The following is a 21518-nucleotide window of genomic DNA, read 5'->3' on the forward strand; positions in this document are numbered from 1 at the left end:
ATCCGTTGAGGAGGAACCGCAAAGCGGTTCCTCCTCAACGGATCAGGCTCTAGGCCGCGAGCCTGCGGCTTCTCTGGGTGGAGATGCAGCCTCGCCCCGGGCGTTCCAGGAACGCCACCAGGGCTGTCGTGCAGGCGCCGGCGCCCAGACGCGCGGTGGCCAGGCGATCGGTCATGGGGCCGGTCCCCAGGAACAGCGTCCGATAGGCCCGGCGCAGCTCGGCGATCTCGGCGGGGCTGAACCCGGCCCGCTTCAGGCCCACGGCGTTCAGCCCCGCCAGCCGGGCGCGGTCCCCCTGCACCAGGCAGAAGGGCGGCACGTCCTGGGTGACGATGGCGCCGCCGGCGACGAAGGCGTGGGTCCCGATGCGGCTGTGCTGATGGATGGCGGTCAGGCCGCTGACCTGGGCGAAATCGGCGATCTCCACGTGGCCCCCCAGGGTCGCGGCGTTGGCCAGCCGGATGTCGTCGCCGAGCACGCAGTCATGCGCCACGTGAGCGCCCGTCATGATCATGTTGCGCGACCCTATCTTCGTGGGCTCCGGCCCTGTCGAGGCGTGGACGGTGACGAATTCGCGGAAGACGTTGTTCGAACCGATCACCAGACCGCCGGCCTCACCGGCCCAGCCCTCGACCTGGGGACCGGCCCCGATGGCGCAGAACTGCAGGAAGCGATTGCCCTCGCCGATCTCGGTGCGGCCCTCGATCACCGCGTGCGGCCCCACCACATTGCGGGGCGCCAGCCGCACCTGCGGCCCGATCACCGCATAGGCGCCGATCTCCACATCAGCGGCGATCTGCGCGCCCGAGGCGATGACGGCGGTGGGATGGATTAGGCTCATGGTCGAGCCTTGGCCCCGGGAAGGCCCCGCGACAATTCAACTTGCGTGACCGTTTGCGACCGGTAATTCCGCTGAAAGGGACCTAAGTATAGGAATATGCGAGGATTCGAGGCTCACATGCGCGCATTGCTCGATGACGGCCTCGATGAACTGGCCGCCAAGACCTACCAGGGGTTTCCCCAGCGGATGGCCACAACCGCCATCGTCGCGGCCCTGGCCTCAAACCTGCTGCCCTGGCAGTCCTGCGCGCTCTTCCTCCTGGCCCAATCGATTTCCGAGGGCATCTGCCTGCTGGCCTCGCGCCGGCAATTCCTGGGCTTCAAGGCCAGCCCCCGTCGGCGGCTGATCCAACTCTCCACAGTCGGCTTCGGCTGCATCTCCTGGATGACCCTGGGCGCCCTGCTGTGGAGCAGCGGCACGGCGGCGGGCGCGGTCACCGGGATGACGCTGTGGCTGTCGGTGATCTTCTTCGCCCAGACCCACGCCTATCAGTCGCCCCTGGGCTTCGTGGTGGGGGGCGCCCTGCCCGGCGCCGGCATCCTGATCTGGTGCCTGGCCTTCGCCCCCAATCCCCTGAACATGCCCAAGCTCCCCGTGTTCGGCCTGATGATCATGTCCCTGGCCTTCGCCAGTGACGCGGTGGTCCGCACCCTGGCGGCCCGTCGCAAGTTCGAGGACGCCCAGGCCCGCCTGCGGACCTCCGAGCTTCAGTATCGGATGCTGGCCGACAACATTACCGACGTCATCGCCCTGAACGACCTGGACGGCGTCCGACGCTACCTGTCGCCCTCCATCGAACGGGCCATGGGCTATTCGGTGGAAGAGTTGTTCGCCACCCACAACTACACCTACCTGCACCCTGACGACGCCACCTGGGTGCCCCGCGAACTGGCCGCCATGGTGGAACGCGGCGGCGAGATGACCCTGCAGTACCGGATCGTCCACAAGACCGGGCGCCCGGTGTGGGTGGAGACCAATTTCGGACTGGTCCAGGCCGGTGACGCAACTCAGATCATCTCGGTGTCGCGCCAGATCGACGCCCGCAAGGCCCTGGAGACCGAGCTGGTGGAGGCCCGTCAGCGGGCGGAGGACGCCGCCGCGGCCAAGTCCGACTTCCTGGCCAACATGACCCATGAGCTGCGCACGCCGCTCAACGCCATCGTCGGTTTCTCCGGGATCCTGCGCCGCTCCCCGCGCCTGGAGGCGCAGGACGCCCATCACGCGGCCCTGATCCACGACGCCAGCACCACCCTGCTGGAACTGGTCAACAGCGTGCTCGACTTCTCCCGCCTCGAGGCCGGCGCGGTGGAGGTGGAGGCCCGGCCCTTCGATCCCCACACCCCGGTCAGGGCCATCGCCGAGTTGATGACCGAGCAGGCGCGGGCCAGGGGCCTGACCCTGACCGTGGAGACCCGCGGCGAGATCGCCCCCCTGCTGGGGGACGCCTCGCGCATCCGCCAGGTGCTGCTGAACTTCGTCTCCAACGCCATCAAGTTCACGTCGGAGGGCGGCGTCACCCTGACCCTGATCCAGCAGGAGGTCGACAACGACTGCGGCCGGATGCGGGTGGAGGTGGCTGACACCGGGATTGGCGTCACGCCACAGCAGATCGAACTGCTTTTCGAGCGCTTCACCCAGGCCGACGCCTCGGTCTCTCGCCAGTACGGCGGCACCGGCCTTGGACTGGCCATCTGCAAGCGCACGGTCGAGCTGATGGGCGGGACCATCGGGGCCACCTCGGTCCCGGGCCAGGGCTCCACCTTCTGGTTCGAGCTTGTCCTGCCGCGCACCGACGCCCTGGAGGACGAGACCGAAGCCGAGCCGGAGACCCTCGACCTGGAGGAACCTCTGCGCCTGCTGGTGGTGGAGGACGTTGCGGTGAATCGCGAGCTGATCGCCGCCCTGCTGCGCCCCTTCGATGTCGTCATCGAGACCGCGGAGAATGGCGAACAGGCCCTGGCCAAGGTCCAGGACCAGGCCTTTGACCTGGTGCTGATGGACGTGCAGATGCCGGTGATGGACGGCCTGACCGCCACCCGCGCCATCCGCGCCCTGAATCTGCCCCGCCTGAAGGGGCTGCCGATCATCGCCATGACCGCCAATGTCCTGCCCGACCAGGTCCAGAAGTGCCTCGACGCCGGCATGGACGACCACCTGGGCAAGCCCATCGAGCCCGCCCGCCTGCTGGCCGTGCTGTCGGAATGGCCGGGCCGGGCGCACGAGGTGGCTTAGCTCCCAATTCCTCCCCCAGCGCGTAGCGCGCTCCGGGGGAGGTGGATCGTGGCCAAGGGCCGCGAGGCGGAGGGGGTTAGGCCCGTGGACGCGGCAAGGCCCTAGCCCCCTCCACCGCCTACGGCGGTCCCCCTCCCCCGATGGGGGCGGAATTTGGAACGCCACGCGCCCTGACCCGTTCTCCCGCCCTATTGACGCCGCGCCGCCTCTATAGGTTTCTGCGCGAAATGGAGCCTGGTTGATGACCCGACTGACCCGCCGCGCCCTGGCTCTGGGCCTGGCCGCCCTGCCGCTGCCGGCGCTCGCCGCCCGCCCGGCGATCGCCCCGCTGACGGCCGACGACCGCGTCCTGGTGGACAAGGCCGCGGCCTATCTGCAGGGCCTGACCGAGGCCAAGGGCCGCTTCGTCCAGACCGACGCCCGGGGGGTGAGCACCCAGGGGACCGTCTATCTGAAGCGCCCCGGCAAGGCCCGCTTCGCCTATGAGGCGCCCTCGGGCCTGCTGGTGGTGGCCGACGGGGCCAATGTCTCGGTGGCCGATTCGCGCCTGAAGACCTTCGATCGCTATCCGCTGATGGCGACGCCGCTCTCCATCTTCCTCGCCCGTCAGATCAAGCTGGACCGGGGCGTGGTGATCAGCGACGTCACCCGCCTGGCCGACGGCTTCACGATCACCGCCCGCGACGGCAAGAAGCAGGCGGAGGGCCAGATCACCCTGACCTTCTCAAACAGCCCCATGGCCCTGATCGGCTGGACTGTGAGCGACGCCCAGGGCCAGGCGACCCGCATCCGCCTTAGCGGCCTGCAGCGCGCCTCCGGCCTTGCGCCGACCCTGTTCGTGCTCAACGACCCCCGCCCCAAATCAGTGGGCCGCGCCAAAATGTGACAATCAGACAACAGGCAACCTCGCTTATGAATCTGGTTGACATTTCTATTCTTCGTTGCATTAATGACACGCATGGCGCCTGTGCGAGCGGGCGTGTTCCGTGCCGGAACCTATCCCCTCCCGGCGGCGGCATGAGAGACATCACTACGCCCGGGCTTTCTCCAGTGCCCGGGCGTTTTCTTTTCCCGCAAAGCCCGGTTAAAGCCAGCGCATGCGCCTCCGTCTCTGCACCTGGAATGTGAACTCCGTCCGCCTGCGCGCCGAGCAGGTCGCCCGCTTCGTCGACGAGCAGGCGCCCGATGTCCTGGCCCTGCAGGAAATCAAGTGCCAGGAGGGGGAGTTCCCCCGCCAGGCCTTCATCGACATGGGCCTGCCCCACATCAAGATCGCCGGCCAGAAGGGCTGGCACGGCGTCGCCATCGCCTCGCGCCTGCCCTTCGAGGAGGTCGCGCCCCTGGATGTCTGCCGCGAGGGCCACGCCCGCTGCGTCTCGGCCAAGGTGGCCGGGGTGGAGATTCAGAACTTCTACATCCCGGCCGGCGGCGACGTTCCCGACCGCACGGTCAACGCCAAGTTCGACCACAAGCTGGACTTCTACGAGAAGCTCACCGTCGAGATGGCGCGCCGCGATCCCAAGGCGCCCCTGGCCATCGTCGGCGATCTGAACGTCGCGCCCGGCGAGTTTGACGTCTGGAGCCACAAGCAGATGTCGAAGATCGTCAGCCACACGCCTATCGAGCTGGAGGCCTTCGCCAAGCTGATGGCCGCCGGCCAGTTCACCGACCTGGTGCGCGAGGCCATCCCCGATCCGCAGAAGCTGTTCTCCTGGTGGAGCTACCGCGCCGCCGATTTCCGGGCCTCGAACCGCGGCCTGCGCCTGGACCATGTGCTGATCTCGCCCGGCTTGCGCGAAGCCGCGTTCCGGCAAGGGGCCGCCGCGGCCCGGGTCCACGACGACGTCCGTGAATGGGAACGCCCCAGCGACCACGCCCCGGTGAGCGCCGACTTCGGGCTTTAGCAGACGATCGTGTCGAGGTTGCCGGCTTCCCCGTAGGCCAGGAGCTTGCCGTCCCGGGTCATGACCCGGAGACCCGCTTCGCGAGCCGTCGCAGCGATAATTCGATCGGCCGGATCGTTCGGTGGCAAGCCCGGAAGCTGGGTCGAGGCGATCAACAGGCTGGGCGGCATGGTCGCGACCTCCAAGCCGATCCGCTCCACCGATAAATCCCACCAACGCGCCGGTGACATCGTCAAAGACAGCCGTCCCCGAGCGACAAGGAGGCCGATTTCCCACGCGCTGATCGGCGAAACCTGGGGCGCGGCCCCCGCCCTCCACAGATCGTCGAGCGCAACCCTGGCTCTATCTTCGATGGGCTCGGCTTGGGAGATCCATATGAGCGCGCAGGTATCCAGCAGGAGAGCTGCCGTCACTCGAACACCGAAGCCCATTCCGGATCGGCCGGTGCGGAGAGGTCGACGCCCCTGGTCAGGCGAACCGTCCCCTTCATGGCGCCGTAGCCCGGAAAGCCGCCGGATCGCGGCGTAGCGCCGGCAGAGCCCCCTTTCAGCGGCTGGGTGCGGCGGAAGACCAACCGTTCCGCAGCCGTGTCGACCTGCTCGGTCATGTAGCCTGCGCGGAGCCATGTCTTGGTCATCGGATTGTTGGAGGGATTGTTGCTCCACCAAGCCGGATACTGCTTGGACGCCGGCAGCTTGAAGCCAAGAACTCGCTCGACCTCAGAGAACTTCACAGAGACACGGTCCCCGTGTTGGCCTTGCAGGAATGTCTCAAGCGGATCGTACTTGCCCATGGCGAAGCCTCCTCTTCAGGCTCACCGTAGAAGCAACTTTAAAGCTGTAAATACCTTTTAGATGCCTCACACCGGCGTCCCGTCCAGCAATATCCCCACCGCGATGCCGAAGCTGAACGCCATCAGCATCATCGCGCCGCCGGCCGTCAGGCCCGCGCCGAAGCCGTGGAGCAGGGCCAGTTGCTGTTGCGATCGCGGGCGGCGCCTGGGGAAGGCCGCGCCCCAGGCTTCGCGCCAGGGTCCCTTGGTCACCAGCCGTTCCATCGCCGCGCTCCGTGTCAGGAGCCCAGGATAGGCGCCGGCGATCTCAAACGAACCCGGTCAGGCGCCCAATCCGGGCGCGGGGCTCAAGGCGCCAGGCGGTAGCCGCCGGCCTCGGTCAGCAGCAGGCGCGCATTGCCGGGATCGGGCTCGATCTTCTGGCGCAGGCGGTAGACGTGGGTTTCCAGGGTGTGGGTGGTGACCCCGGCATTGTAGCCCCACACCTCGGCCAGCAGCTCCTCGCGGCTCACCGGCTTTTCGCCGGCCCGGTAGAGGTACTTCAGGATGTTGGTCTCTTTTTCCGTCAGCCGGATCTTCTTCTGATTGGCGTCCACCAGCATCTTGGCCGAGGGCCGGAACTCATAGGCGCCCAGGTGGAACACCGCCCCCTCCGACTGCTCATGGCTGCGCAGCTGCGAACGGATACGGGCCAGCAGGACGGCGAACTTGAAGGGCTTGGTGACGTAGTCGTTGGCCCCGGAATCGAGACCGCGGATAGCGTCGTCGTCGGTATCGGCGGCGGTCAGCATGATCACCGGGGAGGTCACCCCCTTGGCGCGCATCAGCTTGCACGCCTCCCGGCCGTCCATGTCGGGCAGGTCGACGTCCAGCAGGATCAGGTCGGGGCGGGCTTCAACCGCCTGCCGCACCCCGTCTCCTGCGGTAGCCGCCTGGATGGCGGCGAATTCTTCGTGCAGTTCCAGTTGCTCGGCGAGTTCGCCGCGCAGATCATCATTGTCATCGACGACGAGTAGAGTCTTGCGTTGGGCCATGGGCGCGAACATGCACCGTGTTGGCGTCCTGCGCCAACCGCTCAGGGGGATTGAGACGTGCTGTTCACGGCGATGTCAGACGGCCGGTTCGATCTCGCGGGCCGCGAAACCCGTTGCGCGCTCGGCAAGGGCGGGGTGATCCCGGCGGCCGACAAGCGCGAGGGGGACGGCTGTTCGCCCCTTGGGGTATGGCCGATCCGTCATGTCCTGTACCGCCCCGACCGCACCCCGGCGCCGCAGAGCCGCCTGCCGGTGAAGGCCCTCGCCCCCAATGACGGCTGGTGCGATGCGCCAGGCGATCCCAACTACAACCGGCCGGTCAGCCTGCCCTACCCGGCCAGCGCCGAGCAGATGTGGCGAGAGGACAAGGTCTACGATTTCGTCCTGGTCCTGGCCCACAACGACGATCCGGTCGTGCCGCTGATGGGCTCGGCCATATTCCTGCACGTGGCGCGGCCCAACTGGGAGCCCACCGAGGGCTGCGTGGCCCTGCAGGCCTGGGACGTTCTGGAACTGATCGGCAAGGCCGAGCCAGGCTCGGCGATCTCCATCGTCGACGTCAACCCGCACCCGTTCCTGGACGCCATGGAGCATATGGACGAGGCGCGGAAGCCGCATCGGCCGACCTTGAACGTCCTACCCCCGCGGACCAAATAGGGCCGAGCCCACCCGCACGCTGGTGGCGCCGAACCGCACGGCGGTCTCGAAGTCGTCGCTCATCCCCATGGAGAGCTTTTCGATCCCGTTGCGGGCGGCGATCTTGGAAAGCAGGGCGAAGTGCGGCCCCGGCGGCTCCTGCGCGGGCGGAATGCACATCAGACCCTCGATCGTCAGGGCATGGGTGTCGCGGCAGGCGGCGATGAAGGCGTCGGCCTCGGCGGGGATCACCCCGGCCTTCTGCTCTTCCTCGCCGGTATTGACCTGCACATAGAGCCTGGGCGCCTTGCCCTGCTTCTGCATCTCGGCGGCGAGCGCCACCGCCAGCTTTTCGCGGTCCAGGGTCTCGATGACGTCGAAGAAGGCCACCGCCTCCTTGACCTTGTTGGTCTGCAACGGCCCGATCAAGCGCAGTTCGACGCCGTCGCGGTGGTTTTCCCAGGCCGCCATGGCGTCCTGCACCCGGTTCTCGCCGAACACCGCCTGGCCGGTCTCCTGGATCGTCGCCACCCGCTCCCAGGGCTGTTGCTTGGAGACCGCCACCAGGGTCACATCCCCCGGTTCGCGCCCGGAGGCCTTCGCCGCAACGGCGATACGGGCCAGGATGTCGGCGCGGGCGGCGGTGGGATCGAAGGAGCGGGTCATAGCTGGGTTCTGGACAGTGGCGCGGACGGGGGCCTGCTTACGGCGGCGCGCGCTTACGCGAAAGCCCCTGCCCCATCTGCTCTATTTCACCGATCCCGTCCGGACCCCCGATCCGGAGGCGATCGCGGCGCGCCTGCCGAAGGGTTCAGCCATCGTCTACCGGGCCTTCGGGTCGCCGGACGCCGACATCGTGGCCCTGAGGCTGAAGGCGATAGCCCGCCGGCGCGGCCTGACACTGCTGATCGGCGCCGACGAAAGCCTCGCCGCGCGGGTCGGCGCGGACGGCGTCCACCTGCCCGAGCGCCTGGCCTCCCACGCAGCGCGGATGAGGGCGCGACACCCCGGGTGGCTGATCACGGCCGCGGCCCACACCCCTCGCGCCGCGCGGGCGCAGGTCGACGCCGTGGTGGTCTCGGCGATCTTTCCGTCGAACAGCCCGTCGGCCGGCAAGCCGCTGGGGCCCATGCGCCTGGCCCAGATCGTCCGGATCAGCGGGTGTCCCGTCTACGCGTTGGGGGGCGTCAGCCAGACCACCGCTGCACGGCTGTTAGCCACAGGGGTGGTCGGCATCGCCGGGGTGGAGGTGTTCCTTGCCTCCCCTGTCGAGAAGCGAACGGGGGAGGAAATAGAATCAAAAAAGCCGCCCAAAGGCGGCTCGTTTGATCGGTCCATCTTGACCCTTAGAACTTGAAGGCGGTCTCGAGGCGGACGCGCGGGGCGCCTTCCTGCGGCTCGGTCTTCTTGTACATGGGCGTTTCCTTCTCCCCGAGGGCGACAGCGCCGCCGACCCGGAGCGACGGCGTCACGCGGAAATAGGCGCCCGCCTGCACGTCGTTCCACTGCCTGTCCCGGCCGTCCGGTTCCTGCAGGTTGAGCGTTACCCCCCAGCGCCCCTTGCGCGCATCGAACTTCAGCGCCTTGGCCGCCTGAGGCGGCGCCAGAGCCGAGGTCTCGCTACGCACGGAAAAGTCGGTGGTCTTCTTCGTCGTTTGGGCATGAGCCATCGATCCGGCGCTCGAGATGAGAGCCGCGCCGACCAGCGCCATGACCGTCCGATTGAACATAACCACCTATATGGCCCCTAAGCCCCGGCCCCGCCATGAGGAGCGAGACCGTTGATGCGATTAAAGTCGCGCCGCCGGTGAGGTCAACACGCCAAGGCGCCGCAGGCTGCCTCTGTAGGCAGATGGTTGGCGCCTGTGGCGGCGGAGCCACGCGATTCCTGTTTGGCGCCGCTTTGGGCGTTGCTATAGAGGCATCCGGCGCGGGGGCGGCGACGCGGCGAGATACCGACGCGAAACAGCGACTGGGAGCGGATATATGCCGTTTGTGCGTGGAGTTTGGATGCGTGGCGTGGCGACGGGGGTCTTGGCCCTCAGCCTTTCGGCGCTCGCGGCCTGCTCAAGTGGCGGCCCCAAGACCTTCCAGAGCCAGGAAGAGGGCGGTTTCCGATTCGGCCTCGGCGGGCGCGGCAAGTCCGCCCCGGCCAGCGAGCAGCCGACCATCGGCGTCAATGGCTATCTGTGGCGGGCGACCCTCGACACCCTGGCCTTCATGCCGCTCGCATCTGCCGACCCCTATGGCGGGGTGGTGATCACCGACTGGTACATCAATCCGGAAAAGGCCGACGAGCGCTTCAAGTGCACGGTCTATATCCTGGATGCGCGCCTTCGCGCCGATGGCCTGAACGTGGCGGTCTTCAAGCAGACCCGCGACGCAGCGGGGACCTGGGTGGACGCGCCTTCGGCCAGCCAAACCGAGACCGACATCGAAAACGCCATCCTGACCAAGGCGCGTCAGCTTAAGCTCTCGAACATCCGGGGCTAACGCCTCCGACGCGTTCGGGGATCTGACAAATACCGGGCGCGCCGAACTCATCAGGTCGGCGCGCTCTCGGCGTGTCCGGCCGCTTCCCTTCCTCAGTGAAAGCGCGCTAAGCCCCCGCCATGGCCCGGTACAATCCCAAAGAAGTCGAACCCAAGTGGCGTAAGGCCTGGGCCGACGCCGACGTGTTCCGCGCGCAGATCGATCACGCGCGCCCGAAATACTATGCCCTGGAGATGTTCCCTTATCCGTCGGGGAGCCTGCACATGGGCCATGTGCGCAACTACACGCTCGGCGACGCCAACGCCCGGTTCAAGCGCGCCCGCGGCTTCAACGTCCTGCACCCCATGGGCTGGGACGGCTTCGGCCTGCCCGCAGAGAACGCCGCCATGGAGCGCGGCGTCGATCCGCGCGCCTGGACCTACGCCAATATCGACAAGATGCGGGCCGAGCTGAAGCAGCTGGGCCTGTCCATCGACTGGTCCCGCGAATTCGCCACCTGCGATCCGGCCTACTATGGCCAGCAGCAGGCCTGGTTCATCGATCTGATGGCCCGCGGCATGGTCTATCGCCGCGAGGGCGTGGTGAACTGGGACCCCGTCGACCAGACCGTCCTGGCCAACGAACAGGTGGTGGACGGCCGCGGCTGGCGATCCGGCGCGGTGGTGGAGAAGCGCAAGCTGAACCAGTGGTTCATGCGCATCACCGACTATGCCGACGCCCTGCTGGAGGGCCTGAAGACCCTGGACCGCTGGCCCGACAAGGTCCGGCTGATGCAGGAGAACTGGATTGGCCGCTCCAAGGGCCTGAAGTTCAGCTTCAAGTGGGCCGACGCCGCCCCGGAAGGCTTTGAGTCCGGCCTGGAGGTCTACACCACCCGTCCCGACACCCTGTACGGCGCGAGCTTTGTCGGCGTGGCCCCCGATCACCCCCTGGCCCAGCAGATCGCCGCCAAGGATCCCAAGGCCCAGGCCTTCATCGAGGCCTGCCGCAAGGGCGGCGCCTCGGAGGCCGAGATCGAAACCGCCGAGAAGATCGGCTTCGACACCGGCCTGACCGTGGCCCACCCCTTCGACCCGACCTGGCGGCTGCCGGTCTGGATCGCCAACTTCATCCTGATGGACTACGGCACGGGCGCCATCTTCGCCTGCCCGGCCCACGACCAGCGCGACCTGGACTTTGCCCGCAAGTACGCACTCCCGGTCAAGCCGGTGGTCCTGCCCCCCGGCGAGGACCCCGCCACCTATGACGTGGGCGCTGAGGCCTATACCGGTCCCGGAACCATCTTCCGCTCCGCCGACCTGGACGGCCTGGAGATCGAGCCCGCCAAGGCCGCCGCCATCGCCCGCATCGAAGCCCTGGGCCTGGGCCAGGGCGCGACGGTGTTCCGCCTGCGCGACTGGGGCGTGGCCCGCCAGCGCGGCTGGGGCTGCCCGGTGCCGGTGGTCCATTGCGAAAAATGCGGCGTGGTCGCCGTGCCGAAGAGCCAGCTGCCCGTCGCCCTGCCGCAGGATCTGGACTTCTCCAAGCCCGGCAACGCCCTGGCCCGCCACCCCACCTGGAAAGAAACCACCTGCCCCGACTGCGGTGGCCCGGCGACGCGTGAGACCGACACCCTGGACACCTTCGTGGACTCGTCCTGGTACTTCGCCCGCTTCACCGACCCCACCGCCGCCGACCCGATCGACAAGGCCGCCGCCGACTACTGGATGCCGGTGGACCAATATGTGGGGGGTATCGAGCACGCGGTCCTGCACCTGCTCTATGCCCGCTTCGTAAACCGCGCCCTGGCCGACGCCGGGATGCTGGAGGCCCGCGAGCCCTTCGCCGGCCTGTTCACCCAAGGGATGGTCACCCACGAGACCTACCGCCTGCAGAACGGCGACTGGGTCGAGCCCAAGGAGCTGGAGATCACGGCGGAGGGCAATACCCGCCGCGCCGTCCGCGTCTCCGACGGCCAGCCAGTGATCATCGGCGACATCGAGAAGATGTCGAAGTCCAAGCGCAACACCGTGGCGCCGGGCGACATTTTCGAGGTCTACGGCGTCGATGCCGCGCGACTGTTCGTGCTGTCGGACTCACCGCCCGAGCGGGATTCCATCTGGTCGACCTCTGGGGTTGAAGGGGCCTGGCGCTTCGTCAACCGGGTCTGGGCCGAGTTCGACGCCCAGCCGGAGGCCGTCGCCGCCGCTGATATCGCGTCCGACCCCAAGGCCATGGCCCTGCGGGTCGCCACCCATCGCACCGTCAAGGCGGTCACCGAGGCCGTGGAGGGCTTCCGGTTCAATTCTGGCATCGCCCGCCTGTACGAGTTCCTGAACGCCCTGAAGGCCGCTCCGGCCGAGGGCGCGAGCCCCGCCCTGCTGGCGGCGCGGTCCGAGGCCCTGTCGGCCTTCGCCCGCCTGGTGTCGCCCTTCACCCCCCACCTGGCCGAGGAGGCCTGGGCCCGCATCGGCGGCGAAGGCATGGTGGTCTCCGCGCCGTGGCCCGACTTCGATCCGGCCCTGACGCAGGACGCCATCCGCATCCTGCCGGTTCAGGTCAACGGCAAGCGCCGGGGCGAGATTTCCGCGCCGGCCGGGGCCGAACCGGCCGATGTCGAGAAGATGGTGCTTGACGATCCCGAGATCGCACGGCGCCTTGAGGGCCTCACGATCCGCAAGGTGATCGTGGTCAAGGATCGCATCGTCAACATCGTGGCAAGCTGAGGCACATGGCTCGCATCGCAAGCATCGGCGCCCTGGCGCTCGCCGCCCTCGCCCTGGCGGGTTGCGGCTTCACGCCGCTGTACGGACGCCCCGGGGTCGGCGCGGCCCTTTCCTCGGTGCAGGTCTCGGCCCCCACGGGCAGGGCCGGCCAGTTGATGCGCGAGCACCTGGACGACGCGCTCTCCCGCGACTCCAACCTCAAGCCGCAATACCGGATGGACCTGCAGATCTCCGAGCAGCGCTATCCCCGCGGGATCCGGGTCGACAACGTCGCCACCCGCTACGAATACGTGCTGACCGCCGCCTATACCCTGGTCTCCACCGCCACCGGGGGCACGGCCAAGGTGGGCCGCGTGCGGGTCGAGGTGACCTACGACTCCGCCGACCAGCCCTATGCCTCGATCGCCGCCCAGCAGGACGCCCAGGACCGCGCCGCCGGCGAGGCCGCCCGCAAGATCGAGCTCGAGCTCGCCACCTGGCTGGCCGGCAAGTCTTAGGAATCGCCCGATGATCCTCGCCAAGCGGCCGGACATCGAGCGTTTCCTGGGGTCGCCGGATAAGACCATCCGCGCGGCTCTGATCTATGGCCGCGACATGGGGGTGGTGCGCGACCGCGCCAACCAGCTGTCGAAAAAGGTCTGCGACCGGCCTGACGACCCCTTCGATGTGGCCCTGCTCACCGACGGCGACCTCGACAGCGACGGGGCGCGGCTGGAAGGCGAGCTGGCGGCCCAATCGCTGATGGGCGGCCGACGCCTAGTGCGGCTGAAGTTCGCCACCGAGAAGGCGGCGCTGGACAAGATGACCGCCGAGGCCCTGACCCGTCACGCCGCCGGCGAACTCAACCCCGACGCCTTCCTGCTGATCGAGGCCGGGAATCTCGACCGCAACTCGGCCCTGCGCAAGGCCGCCGAGAAGGCCGCCGGCGCGGCGACCATCCCCTGCTATGAGGACGAGCCCGGCGATGTCGCGCGCCTGGTGCGCGAGAACCTGGCCAAGGACGGGGTGGGCCTGACCAGCGAGGCCCTGCAGGTCTTCGTCGGCCGCATGCCCAAGGAGCGCGGCGTGGCCCGCCAGGAGATCGAGCGCCTGGCCCTGTTCCTCGGCCCCGGCAGCGGCATGACCGCCACGCCCAAGGACCTCGAGGACTTCCTCGGCGTCGAGCCGGAGGCCTCGCTCTCCGACGCCGCCGCCGACGCCTTCGGCGGTCGCCTGGCCGAAGCCCAGGCCGGCCTGCGCCGCGCCGCCGCCGAAGGGGAGGGCGGTCCCGCCGCCGTCCGGGCGCTCGGCATGTATCTGGGCCGCATGCGCCGCACCCTTACCCTGGCCAAGTCCGGCGCGGGCCTGCAGGAGGCCGCCAAGGCCTCTGGCGTGTTCTGGAAGAGCGAGCGGGAATTCCTGCGCCAGGCCCGCACCTGGACCCTGCCGGAACTCGACCGCATCCAGCCCGAGGTGCTGGCCGCCGACAAGGCGTGCAAGACGGCGGGCTCACCCGACGCCCTGATCGCCGAGCGGCTGGCCCTGCAGATCGCCGGACGGGCCAAGCGGCTGGGCCTCTGATGCGACGCCTTCTCTTCGCCGCCGCCGTCCTGCTGGCCACCCCGGCGGTCGCGCAGACCGACCTGCTGGCCGCCTATGCCACCCCCCAGACCCTGGTCACCCTGCCGGACGGCCGGAAGCTGCACTTCCACTGCTCCGGCCTCGGCGGCCCGCTGGTGATCCTCGACGGCGGCTGGGGCGCCTCGGCGCTCAGCTGGCGCAGCGTGCAGCCTCAGGTGGCCACCATGACCCGGGTCTGCGCCATGGACCGGGCGGGGATGGGCTTCAGCAGCCCAGGCCCCCTGCCGCGCGACACCGCCTCCATCGTCGATGACCTGCGCGCCGCGTTGCAGACGCCGGACTTCCCCGGTCCCTACATCCTGGTGGGCCATTCCCTGGGCGGGATGGACATGCGGCTCTACGCGTCGCGCTATCCCGAGCAGGTGGCGGGCATGGTGCTGGTGGACCCGGCCAATCCGCATCAGGACAAGCGGTTCGCCGCGGTGTCTCCGACCGTGGCCGCCGTCACCCAGGGCGAAATCACCACCACCCGCCGCTGCGCCGACCTCGCCAAGGCGGGAACCCTGAAGCCGGGCGGGGCGGGGTGGGCGGCCTGCGGCGGCGATCCCCCCGCCGAGTGGCCCGACGACCTGCGCGCCCGCGTCATCGCCCAGCGCGCCGATCCCGCCGCGGCGGAACAGCGTCTCTCGGAGATCGAGAGCGTGGCCGAACCGGACTCCACCCAGGTCGAGTCCGCCAAGACCAGCCTGGGGGATATCCCCCTCATCGTGCTGACCGCCGAGGGCACGTCCAAGGATCCCTCGATCCCGGTCGCCGACCAGGCCGCCGTGGCCCGGCTATGGTCATGGATGCATGACGAGGCCGCCGCCCTGTCGGCCGGCGGATCTAATCGCCTGGTGCTGGGCAGCGGCCACAATATTCACAGCGAGAAGCCCGACGTGGTCATCGGGGCGATCTCCGAGGTGATCGTGAAGGCTCGGTCCAAGGCCTTGCCGAAAACGGGCGAAAAACCGCCGATTGCGCCCCTCCTGAATAACTAGGATTATCGCTGGTAAATCAGCTAGTTACGCCTTCACGTGGCCGATCTATCCACAGGCCTTCGCGCAAGGCCCGTGCTGGCATACGCATCGCCGCCCGCTGTGCGCCACAGAGCCGATTTTTGTTTGGCGGTTTTCGGACCTAGGCGCGGGTCAGGCGCCTGCAGACCTCGTCGAGCTGTTCGAGGCTGGCATACTTCACCCGCAGCTCACCGACCCCGCCCTTGTCGATCACCTCGACGGTCAGGCCGAGCGCTTCCGACAGGTCGACTTCCAGGGCCTGGGTGTCGGTATCCTTGGGGGGCTTCGGCGCCGAGACCTTGGGCGCCGCGCCACCGTTCGCCGACTTGCGGACCAGTGATTCGGTGTCGCGCACCGACAGACCCCTGGCGATCACCAGGTCGGCCAGGGCCAGGGGGTCATCGGCGCCGAGCAGGGCGCGCGCGTGACCCGCGGTGATCTGGCCCCCCATCAGGTAGTGCCGGACCGGATCAGGTAGGGCCAGCAGGCGGACCAGGTTGGCGACGTGGCTGCGGCTCTTGCCGACCGCGTCGGCCACCTCGGCGGCGCTGCGGCCGTGGATCTCCACCAGCTGCTGATAGGCGCTGGCCTCTTCGATGGGGTTGAGGGCCGAACGCTGGACGTTCTCGATGACCCCGATCTCCAGGACCTGGGCGTCGCCCAGCTCACGGACCAGGGCCGGCAGGACGTGCAGGCCCGCCTTCTGGCTGGCGCGCCAGCGGCGCTCGCCGGCGACGATCTCATAGTGGCCGTCCATGTCCGGCGCGGGCCGCACCAGGATCGGCTGCAGCACGCCCTTCTCACGGATCGAGGCGGCCAGTTCCTCGATCTCGTCCTCCGAGAACACCCAACGGGGCTGCTTCTCGTTGCGATGGATCAGCTCGATGGGAATGTCGCGCAGGCCGCCAGCGGCCCCCGCATCCACCGGGGTTTCCTCAACCTCGCCCAGCAGGGCCGACAGCCCCCGGCCCAGTCCGCGTTTCTCGACCATCATCGTTTTCCTCAGGCGGCCTTGGCGCGGCGATCGCGCTCACGCAGCACCACTTCGCGGGCCAGCTTCAGATAGGCCTGGCTGCCGGCGCATTTCAGGTCATAGACCAGCACCGGCTTGCCGAAGCTGGGCGCCTCGGACACCCGGACGTTCCTGGGGATCACCGTGGCGTAGACCGTGCCGCCGAAGTGGTGGCGCACGTCCTTGGCCACCTGTTCCGACAGGCTGTTGCGCCGGTCATACATGGTCAGCACCACCCCCTGGATCTCCAGGTTCGGATTGAGGCTGCCCCGCACCAGCTCGACGGTGCGCATCAGCTGGCTGAGGCCTTCCAGCGCGAAGAACTCGCACTGCAGGGGCACCAGCACCGCATCCGACGCCGCCATGGCGTTGACGGTCAGCAGGTTCAGGGACGGCGGGCAGTCGATCAGCACATAGGTGTAAGAGCCCGCCTGGCGGATCGGATCGATGGCGTCGCGCAGCTTGAACGAGCGGCGGGCCTGCTGGCCCAGCTCCAGCTCGACGCCGGAGAGGTCAGCGTGGGCCGGGACGATGTCCAGGCCGGGCAGGGCGGTGGCGACGATGGCGTCGGTGATGGGGGCGTCCCCCATCAGCACGTCATAGAGGGTGACCTTGCGCTTGGCGTGCGGAATGCCGAGGCCGGTCGAGGCGTTGCCCTGCGGATCGGAATCGATCAGCAGCACCCGCTCGCCGACCGCGGCCAGCGCTGTGCCCAGGTTGATGGCGGTCGTGGTCTTGCCCACGCCCCCCTTCTGGTTGGCGACCACCAGGACGCGGAGCGCCCGATGCGGTGTCTGATCAGCGGCCACGGCGCAACTTCCTAACCCGTACGATGCGCCCGCGCGCATCACTGAAACTGGGGAGCACTTCGGCCTCGAAGGTCCAGGATTTAGAGGCCTCTTCCATCTCAGCCGCCACATCTTGCCCCTTGAGGAACAGGGCGGTGGCGCCGCGCTTCAGGTAGGGCTGGGCATACCCAAGCAACCGGGTCATCGGCGCGCAAGCCCGGGCGGTGACGATATCCACAGTCAGGGACAAGTCCTCCGCACGTGAATTGTGAATCGTCGCCGGAAGGTTCAGGGCGGTCACCACCTCGGTCAGGAAGCGGCAGCGCTTGGCCATACTTTCCACGAGATGGATGTGGAAGCCGGGGCGGTTTTTCTGAAGGATCGCCAGCACAATACCCGGCAAACCTGCGCCCGCGCCGAGATCCGCCCAGGTCAGGGCCTGCGGCTCCAGGGGCAGGATCTGGGCCGAATCCCAGGCGTGCCGCGACCAGAAGATGTCGAGGGTGGAGGGGCCCACCAGGTTCATCTTCTGGTTCCAGTCCTCCAGGTATGACCGGTATTGCTGGAGGTCGGCGATGACGCTTTCGTCGGCGCCGGTGGCCATGGCGAAATCGGCGGCGGTCTCGACCTCGATGGGCACGACCTCGGTCGGAAGGGCGTCGGACATCAGGCGGCCCGCCGGCGGACATGGGCCAGCAGGGCGGTGAGCGCTCCGGGGGTCACGCCCTCGATCCGCGCGGCCTGGCCCAATGTCAGGGGCCGGATGGCGGTGAGCTTGTCGCGGACCTCGTTGGACAGCCCGCCGACCCTGGAATAGTCCAGCTCGGCCGGCAGCCGCAGGTTTTCGTCGCGGCGGAAGGCGGCGACGTCAGCCTCCTGGCGGCCCAGATAGCCGGAATAGGCGGCGTCGATCTCCACCTGCTCGCGCACCTGGGGGTCCCAGGCGGCGATCTCGGGCCAGATGGTCGTCAGGTCCTCGAAGGAGATCGTGGGGTAGGCCAGCAGCTGGGTCAGGTCGCGACGCTGGCCGTCGGCCTTCACCGGCAGGCCCGCCTTGGCGGCCTTGTCGGGGGTCAGGGTCAGCTCGGCGGCGCGGCCGCGGGCGGCGGCCAGGGCGGCGGACTTTGAATTGAAAGCCGTTTCACGTGAAACACCAACGCAACCTAGGGCCATGCCCTTTGCCGTCAGCCGCTGGTCGGCGTTGTCGGAGCGCAGGGTCAGGCGGAACTCGGCGCGGCTGGTGAACATCCGATAGGGCTCGGTGACGCCCCGGGTCACCAGGTCGTCGATCATCACCCCGATATAGGCCTCGTCGCGGCCGAAGATGGCGGGCTCGGCGCCCGAGGCGGCGCGGGCGGCGTTCAGCCCGGCCACCAGGCCTTGGGCCGCGGCCTCCTCATAGCCCGTGGTGCCGTTGATCTGGCCGGCCAGGTAAAGCCCCGGCAGGCGCTTGACCTCCAGGGTCGCCGACAGTTCGCGCGGATCGACATAGTCGTACTCGATCGCATAGCCGTGGCGGCGGACCTGGACGTTTTCCAGCCCGACGATCGTGCGCAGGAACAGGTCCTGAGTGTCCGGCGACACCGAGGTGGAGATGCCGTTGGGATAGACGGTGTCGTCGTCCAGGCCCTCGGGCTCCAGGAAGATCTGATGGGCGGTCTTGTCGGCGAAGCGGACCACCTTGTCCTCGATGGAGGGGCAGTAGCGGGGGCCGCGGCCGTTGATCCGCCCGCCATAGACCGCCGACTCGCTCAGTCGCTCGGCGATGATCTGGTGGGTCTGGGCATTGGTGTAGGTGACCCCGCAGGCGATCTGCGGCGTGGTGATCTTGTCGGTCAGGAACGAGAAGGGGGAGGCGACCTCGTCGGCGCCCTGCATCTCCAGCCTGTCCCAGGCGATGGTGGAGGCCACCAGCCGCGCCGGGGTGCCGGTCTTGAGGCGCCCCATGTCGAGGCCCAGCGCGTAGAGCCGGTCCGACAGCCCGATGGCCGGCGCCTCGCCGACCCGGCCGGCAGGAATGCGCTGTTCGCCCTGGTGGATCACGCCCTTCAGGAAGGTGCCGGTGGTCAGGACCACACGGCCGGCGGAATAGATTTCACCGCTTGCGCCGACGACGCCGGTCACTTGGCCGTCCACTACCAGCAGGTCCTCGACGGCCTCGGCCTTGACGGTGAGGTTCGGCGTGGCGGCCATCTCGGCCTGCATGGCCTCGCGATAGAGCCGGCGGTCGATCTGGGCCCGGGGGCCACGCACTGCGGCGCCCTTGGAGCGGTTCAGCAGCCGGAACTGGATGCCGGCCACGTCGGCCAGCCGACCCATCACCCCATCCAGGGCGTCGATCTCGCGCACCAAGTGGCCCTTGCCCAGGCCGCCGATGGCCGGATTGCAGGACATTTCGCCGATGGTCTCAAGCTTGTGAGTCAGCAGCAGGGTCCGGGCGCCGAACCGCGCAGACGCCGCCGCGGCCTCACAGCCCGCATGGCCGCCGCCGATGATGATCACGTCCCAGGAGGTCACGCGCAGGCTCCGCTTCCACCCCACATGGGCGGGGGGTTCCTATAGCGGAAGGCCGGGGGGGTTTCACGTGAAAGAGTCTTACTGGGAAGGGGGAGAGGCCCCAGCCCCTTCGGTCACGGGCATATTGCGCGCGCCACCTCCCCCGATATGCCTGCGGCCTGGGGGAGGAATTAGAAGCGCCAGTTCCTCCCCCAAGCGCGGAGCGCGAGTCGGGGGAGGTGGATCCGAGCGCAGCGAGGAGACGGAGGGGGCTAGGACCTCGCCGCCTGTTCCACGTGAAACACCTTATTTTCCAATGCAGAAGGTGGCGAACACGCGGTCCAGCACGTCCTCGGGGTCGATGCGCCCTGTGATGCGGTCCAGGGCGCGGCCGGCCAGGCGCACATCCTCGGCGGCCAGTTCGGGGGCGCCGTCCACGGCCAGGGCGTGCTCCAGTCGCACCAGGGCCTCGGCGAGCAAGTCTTTGTGACGCAGGCGGGTGGCGGTGGGGAGCTCGTGGCCCGAGAGCCGTTGCAGCACCTGGTCCGTCAGGGCCGCAAGGATCGCACCCACGTGGGTGGGCTCGCGCGCGCTGATCCGGTGCATCTCCAGCTCAAGGGCGCGGGACTCCACCAAGGCGCGGCTGGTGTCGTCGCCGGGGGGCTGATCGGATTTGTTGATCACGCAGAGATCGCCCGCGGTCAGCTCCTCCGGCGGCGGGTCGATGGCGGAGGAGGCTCCGTCCACCACCCAGATCCGCAGGTCGGCGGACGCCGCCCAGGCCCGGGCCCGGCGCACGCCCTCGGCCTCGATCTCGTCGGGAGTGTCGCGCAGGCCCGCGGTGTCGGCCAGCAGCACCTTGTAGCCGGCCAGCCGCATCGGGACCTCGATAACGTCCCGGGTCGTCCCCGGCGTGGCCGTTACGATGGCCGCCTCCCGACCGGCCAGCGCATTCAGCAGGGTAGACTTGCCGGCGTTGGGGGCGCCCACCAGGGCGATGCGGAAGCCCTCGCGGATCCGCTCGCCGCGATCCACATCGGCCACGGCCAGGCGCAGGTCGGCGATCAGTCGCTCCAGGTGCGGCCGGGCCCGGTCGGCCACCTCGGCGGGGACCTCTTCGTCGGGAAAGTCGACGGCGGCCTCAAAATTGGCCAGGGCCTCGATGAGGTCGCCGCGCCAGCGCTGGTGGGCGCGGCCAAGCGCGCCCTCCACCTGGGCCAGGGCCTGCCGGCGTTGCGCCTCGGTCTCGGCCTCGATCAGGTCGGCGACCCCCTCGGCCTGGGCCAGGTCCAGCTTGCCGTTCTCGAAGGCGCGGCGGGTGAACTCGCCCGGCTCGGCCAGGCGGAGGCCCTGGACAGCCAGCGCCTCGAGCAGGGCGGAGACCACGGCGGGGCCGCCGTGCACGTGAAACTCGGCGCTGTCCTCGCCGGTATAGCTGGCCGGGCCGGGGAACCACAGCACCAGGGCCTGGTCGATGGGGCCGCTGTCGGACCTCAGGGTGCGCAGGGCCGCCAGGCGGGGGCGGGGGACCTTGCCGGCCACGCCGGCCACGGCGGCGCGCGCCTGGGGCCCGGACACACGGACGACCGCCACGGCCGCGCGGCCGGCGGCGGTGGCGGCGGCATAGATGGTGTCGGTCATTTCGGGCGGTTAGCGCCGCCCATGCCCATGTCGACAGCGGTGGACATCAGCTTGCGGAACTGTTCCTGGGCGCCCACCCCGAAGGCGGTCCAGTTCTTCATCAGCTCATCGGGGGAGAGCATGTTGATGTTGCTCTCCATGCGCTTCTGCATCTCTTCCACCAGCTTGTCGTTCAAGGCGGTGACGTCGGGCAGGCCCATGAAGCTGCGGGCTTCGACGGGGGTGCAGTCGATCTCGATGGTCATCTTCATGGCGTGGCCCTTCCTTCAAGCAATAGTTATGGCCGGTTGCGGCCACTGCGCGCTAGTAGCGAACACTTAGCAAG

At 68.7% G+C, this 21518-nt stretch carries 23 protein-coding genes; 10 read left to right on the forward strand and 13 right to left on the reverse strand.

Annotated features, from left to right (window positions below; translation table 11 throughout):
• Positions 1–49 precede the first annotated feature (49 nt).
• On the reverse strand, positions 50–841 hold the full coding sequence (gene lpxA / locus Q7J39_RS07890) for an acyl-ACP--UDP-N-acetylglucosamine O-acyltransferase (protein ID WP_304822494.1): 792 nt from the start codon (positions 839–841) through the stop codon (positions 50–52).
• Positions 842–958: 117 nt separating this feature from the next.
• On the opposite strand from lpxA, the gene Q7J39_RS07895 reads away from it, so the two are divergent.
• The 3 genes from Q7J39_RS07895 to xth all read left to right on the forward strand — a co-directional run bounded on the left by Q7J39_RS07895 (position 959) and on the right by xth (position 4977).
• A complete protein-coding gene (locus Q7J39_RS07895; RefSeq protein WP_304822497.1) occupies positions 959–3073 on the forward strand; it encodes a PAS domain-containing hybrid sensor histidine kinase/response regulator in 2115 nt (704 codons plus the stop codon).
• Positions 3074–3314: 241 nt separating this feature from the next.
• A complete protein-coding gene (locus Q7J39_RS07900) occupies positions 3315–3959 on the forward strand; it encodes an outer-membrane lipoprotein carrier protein LolA (RefSeq protein ID WP_304822500.1) in 645 nt (214 codons plus the stop codon).
• Positions 3960–4170: 211 nt separating this feature from the next.
• The gene (gene xth / locus Q7J39_RS07905; protein ID WP_304822503.1) at positions 4171–4977 is read left to right on the forward strand and encodes an exodeoxyribonuclease III; all 807 of its coding nucleotides are present in this window, start codon (positions 4171–4173) and stop codon (positions 4975–4977) included.
• Here the strand turns inward: xth and Q7J39_RS07910 are convergent.
• From Q7J39_RS07910 to Q7J39_RS07925, 4 genes are all read right to left on the reverse strand, one after another.
• A complete protein-coding gene (locus Q7J39_RS07910; protein WP_304822506.1) occupies positions 4974–5408 on the reverse strand; it encodes a type II toxin-antitoxin system VapC family toxin in 435 nt (144 codons plus the stop codon). The two genes, xth and Q7J39_RS07910, sit on opposite strands and share 4 nt — an antisense overlap.
• On the reverse strand, positions 5387–5770 hold the full coding sequence (locus tag Q7J39_RS07915; RefSeq protein WP_304822510.1) for a hypothetical protein: 384 nt from the start codon (positions 5768–5770) through the stop codon (positions 5387–5389). Before Q7J39_RS07915 ends, Q7J39_RS07910 begins: the two co-directional genes overlap by 22 nt.
• 66 nt (positions 5771–5836) lie before the next feature.
• Complete coding sequence (locus tag Q7J39_RS07920; protein ID WP_304822513.1) at positions 5837–6022, reverse strand: hypothetical protein; 186 nt, start codon at positions 6020–6022, stop codon at positions 5837–5839.
• A 95-nt stretch (positions 6023–6117) separates the two neighbouring features.
• Positions 6118–6804: a response regulator transcription factor gene (locus tag Q7J39_RS07925; protein WP_304822806.1), complete on the reverse strand. Its 687-nt coding sequence runs from the start codon at positions 6802–6804 to the stop codon at positions 6118–6120.
• 57 nt (positions 6805–6861) lie between these two features.
• Here Q7J39_RS07925 and Q7J39_RS07930 point away from each other — a divergent pair, with 57 nt between their 5' ends.
• Positions 6862–7461, forward strand: a complete 600-nt coding sequence (locus Q7J39_RS07930) for a L,D-transpeptidase (RefSeq protein ID WP_370690013.1) — start codon at positions 6862–6864, stop codon at positions 7459–7461.
• On the opposite strand, the gene Q7J39_RS07935 is transcribed toward Q7J39_RS07930, so the two are convergent.
• Entirely contained in the window at positions 7441–8106 is a 666-nt protein-coding gene (locus Q7J39_RS07935; RefSeq protein ID WP_304822516.1) for a YggS family pyridoxal phosphate-dependent enzyme, read from the reverse strand. The genes Q7J39_RS07930 and Q7J39_RS07935 overlap by 21 nt on opposite strands.
• A gap of 16 nt (positions 8107–8122) precedes the next feature.
• Between Q7J39_RS07935 and Q7J39_RS07940 the strand changes: the two genes are divergently transcribed.
• A complete protein-coding gene (locus Q7J39_RS07940) occupies positions 8123–8797 on the forward strand; it encodes a thiamine phosphate synthase (protein ID WP_304822519.1) in 675 nt (224 codons plus the stop codon).
• Here the strand turns inward: Q7J39_RS07940 and Q7J39_RS07945 are convergent.
• Positions 8787–9152 carry an NtrZ family periplasmic regulatory protein gene (locus Q7J39_RS07945; protein WP_304822521.1) on the reverse strand — a complete coding sequence of 122 codons (366 nt, stop codon included), beginning with the start codon at positions 9150–9152 and terminating at the stop codon, positions 8787–8789. The genes Q7J39_RS07940 and Q7J39_RS07945 overlap by 11 nt on opposite strands.
• A gap of 298 nt (positions 9153–9450) precedes the next feature.
• Here Q7J39_RS07945 and Q7J39_RS07950 point away from each other — a divergent pair, with 298 nt between their 5' ends.
• The 5 genes from Q7J39_RS07950 (at position 9451) to Q7J39_RS07970 (ending at position 15238) form a co-directional block, all read left to right on the forward strand.
• Positions 9451–9933 (forward strand): DUF3576 domain-containing protein, encoded by a 483-nt coding sequence (locus tag Q7J39_RS07950; protein WP_370690014.1) that lies wholly within the window; start codon positions 9451–9453, stop codon positions 9931–9933.
• A 119-nt stretch (positions 9934–10052) separates the two neighbouring features.
• On the forward strand, positions 10053–12638 hold the full coding sequence (gene leuS, locus Q7J39_RS07955) for a leucine--tRNA ligase (protein ID WP_304822526.1): 2586 nt from the start codon (positions 10053–10055) through the stop codon (positions 12636–12638).
• A 5-nt stretch (positions 12639–12643) separates the two neighbouring features.
• A complete protein-coding gene (gene lptE / locus Q7J39_RS07960; RefSeq protein WP_304822529.1) occupies positions 12644–13135 on the forward strand; it encodes an LPS assembly lipoprotein LptE in 492 nt (163 codons plus the stop codon).
• A 10-nt stretch (positions 13136–13145) separates the two neighbouring features.
• The gene (gene holA / locus Q7J39_RS07965; RefSeq protein ID WP_304822532.1) at positions 13146–14198 is read left to right on the forward strand and encodes a DNA polymerase III subunit delta; all 1053 of its coding nucleotides are present in this window, start codon (positions 13146–13148) and stop codon (positions 14196–14198) included.
• The gene (locus tag Q7J39_RS07970) at positions 14198–15238 is read left to right on the forward strand and encodes an alpha/beta fold hydrolase (protein WP_304822535.1); all 1041 of its coding nucleotides are present in this window, start codon (positions 14198–14200) and stop codon (positions 15236–15238) included. Before holA ends, Q7J39_RS07970 begins: the two co-directional genes overlap by 1 nt.
• A 139-nt stretch (positions 15239–15377) precedes the next feature.
• Here the strand turns inward: Q7J39_RS07970 and Q7J39_RS07975 are convergent, their stop codons facing one another.
• The 6 genes from Q7J39_RS07975 to Q7J39_RS08000 all read right to left on the reverse strand — a co-directional run bounded on the left by Q7J39_RS07975 (position 15378) and on the right by Q7J39_RS08000 (position 21444).
• The gene (locus tag Q7J39_RS07975) at positions 15378–16250 is read right to left on the reverse strand and encodes a ParB/RepB/Spo0J family partition protein (RefSeq protein WP_304822538.1); all 873 of its coding nucleotides are present in this window, start codon (positions 16248–16250) and stop codon (positions 15378–15380) included.
• Between the two features lie 8 nt (positions 16251–16258).
• Positions 16259–17077: a ParA family protein gene (locus Q7J39_RS07980; RefSeq protein WP_304822540.1), complete on the reverse strand. Its 819-nt coding sequence runs from the start codon at positions 17075–17077 to the stop codon at positions 16259–16261.
• Entirely contained in the window at positions 17067–17723 is a 657-nt protein-coding gene (rsmG, locus tag Q7J39_RS07985) for a 16S rRNA (guanine(527)-N(7))-methyltransferase RsmG (protein WP_370690015.1), read from the reverse strand. Before rsmG ends, Q7J39_RS07980 begins: the two co-directional genes overlap by 11 nt.
• The gene (gene mnmG, locus Q7J39_RS07990) at positions 17723–19573 is read right to left on the reverse strand and encodes a tRNA uridine-5-carboxymethylaminomethyl(34) synthesis enzyme MnmG (protein WP_304822543.1); all 1851 of its coding nucleotides are present in this window, start codon (positions 19571–19573) and stop codon (positions 17723–17725) included. Before mnmG ends, rsmG begins: the two co-directional genes overlap by 1 nt.
• Positions 19574–19858: 285 nt before the next feature.
• Positions 19859–21193 (reverse strand): tRNA uridine-5-carboxymethylaminomethyl(34) synthesis GTPase MnmE, encoded by a 1335-nt coding sequence (gene mnmE, locus Q7J39_RS07995; protein ID WP_304822546.1) that lies wholly within the window; start codon positions 21191–21193, stop codon positions 19859–19861.
• Positions 21190–21444 carry a DUF6489 family protein gene (locus tag Q7J39_RS08000; protein WP_215337490.1) on the reverse strand — a complete coding sequence of 85 codons (255 nt, stop codon included), beginning with the start codon at positions 21442–21444 and terminating at the stop codon, positions 21190–21192. Before Q7J39_RS08000 ends, mnmE begins: the two co-directional genes overlap by 4 nt.
• Positions 21445–21518: the final 74 nt, after the last annotated feature.

Source organism: Phenylobacterium sp. (assembly GCF_030651185.1).
GTDB lineage: Bacteria > Pseudomonadota > Alphaproteobacteria > Caulobacterales > Caulobacteraceae > Phenylobacterium.

What these genes read in the sequence shown, in the direction of transcription:
- Q7J39_RS07915 (WP_304822510.1), bottom strand. Translation starts at nt 5,770, where the DNA reads ATGGGCAAGTACGATCCGCTTGAGACATTCCTGCAAGGCCAACACGGG.
- Q7J39_RS07910 (WP_304822506.1), bottom strand. Translation starts at nt 5,408, where the DNA reads ATGGGCTTCGGTGTTCGAGTGACGGCAGCTCTCCTGCTGGATACCTGC.
- Q7J39_RS07900 (WP_304822500.1), top strand. Translation starts at nt 3,315, where the DNA reads ATGACCCGACTGACCCGCCGCGCCCTGGCTCTGGGCCTGGCCGCCCTG.
- Q7J39_RS08000 (WP_215337490.1), bottom strand. Translation starts at nt 21,444, where the DNA reads ATGAAGATGACCATCGAGATCGACTGCACCCCCGTCGAAGCCCGCAGC.
- Q7J39_RS07975 (WP_304822538.1), bottom strand. Translation starts at nt 16,250, where the DNA reads ATGATGGTCGAGAAACGCGGACTGGGCCGGGGGCTGTCGGCCCTGCTG.
- Q7J39_RS07950 (WP_370690014.1), top strand. Translation starts at nt 9,451, where the DNA reads ATGCGTGGCGTGGCGACGGGGGTCTTGGCCCTCAGCCTTTCGGCGCTC.
- Q7J39_RS07935 (WP_304822516.1), bottom strand. Translation starts at nt 8,106, where the DNA reads ATGACCCGCTCCTTCGATCCCACCGCCGCCCGCGCCGACATCCTGGCC.
- Q7J39_RS07970 (WP_304822535.1), top strand. Translation starts at nt 14,198, where the DNA reads ATGCGACGCCTTCTCTTCGCCGCCGCCGTCCTGCTGGCCACCCCGGCG.
- leuS (WP_304822526.1), top strand. Translation starts at nt 10,053, where the DNA reads ATGGCCCGGTACAATCCCAAAGAAGTCGAACCCAAGTGGCGTAAGGCC.
- lpxA (WP_304822494.1), bottom strand. Translation starts at nt 841, where the DNA reads ATGAGCCTAATCCATCCCACCGCCGTCATCGCCTCGGGCGCGCAGATC.
- xth (WP_304822503.1), top strand. Translation starts at nt 4,171, where the DNA reads ATGCGCCTCCGTCTCTGCACCTGGAATGTGAACTCCGTCCGCCTGCGC.
- Q7J39_RS07925 (WP_304822806.1), bottom strand. Translation starts at nt 6,804, where the DNA reads ATGGCCCAACGCAAGACTCTACTCGTCGTCGATGACAATGATGATCTG.
- mnmE (WP_304822546.1), bottom strand. Translation starts at nt 21,193, where the DNA reads ATGACCGACACCATCTATGCCGCCGCCACCGCCGCCGGCCGCGCGGCC.
- Q7J39_RS07945 (WP_304822521.1), bottom strand. Translation starts at nt 9,152, where the DNA reads ATGGCGCTGGTCGGCGCGGCTCTCATCTCGAGCGCCGGATCGATGGCT.
- rsmG (WP_370690015.1), bottom strand. Translation starts at nt 17,723, where the DNA reads ATGTCCGACGCCCTTCCGACCGAGGTCGTGCCCATCGAGGTCGAGACC.
- holA (WP_304822532.1), top strand. Translation starts at nt 13,146, where the DNA reads ATGATCCTCGCCAAGCGGCCGGACATCGAGCGTTTCCTGGGGTCGCCG.
- lptE (WP_304822529.1), top strand. Translation starts at nt 12,644, where the DNA reads ATGGCTCGCATCGCAAGCATCGGCGCCCTGGCGCTCGCCGCCCTCGCC.
- Q7J39_RS07895 (WP_304822497.1), top strand. Translation starts at nt 959, where the DNA reads ATGCGCGCATTGCTCGATGACGGCCTCGATGAACTGGCCGCCAAGACC.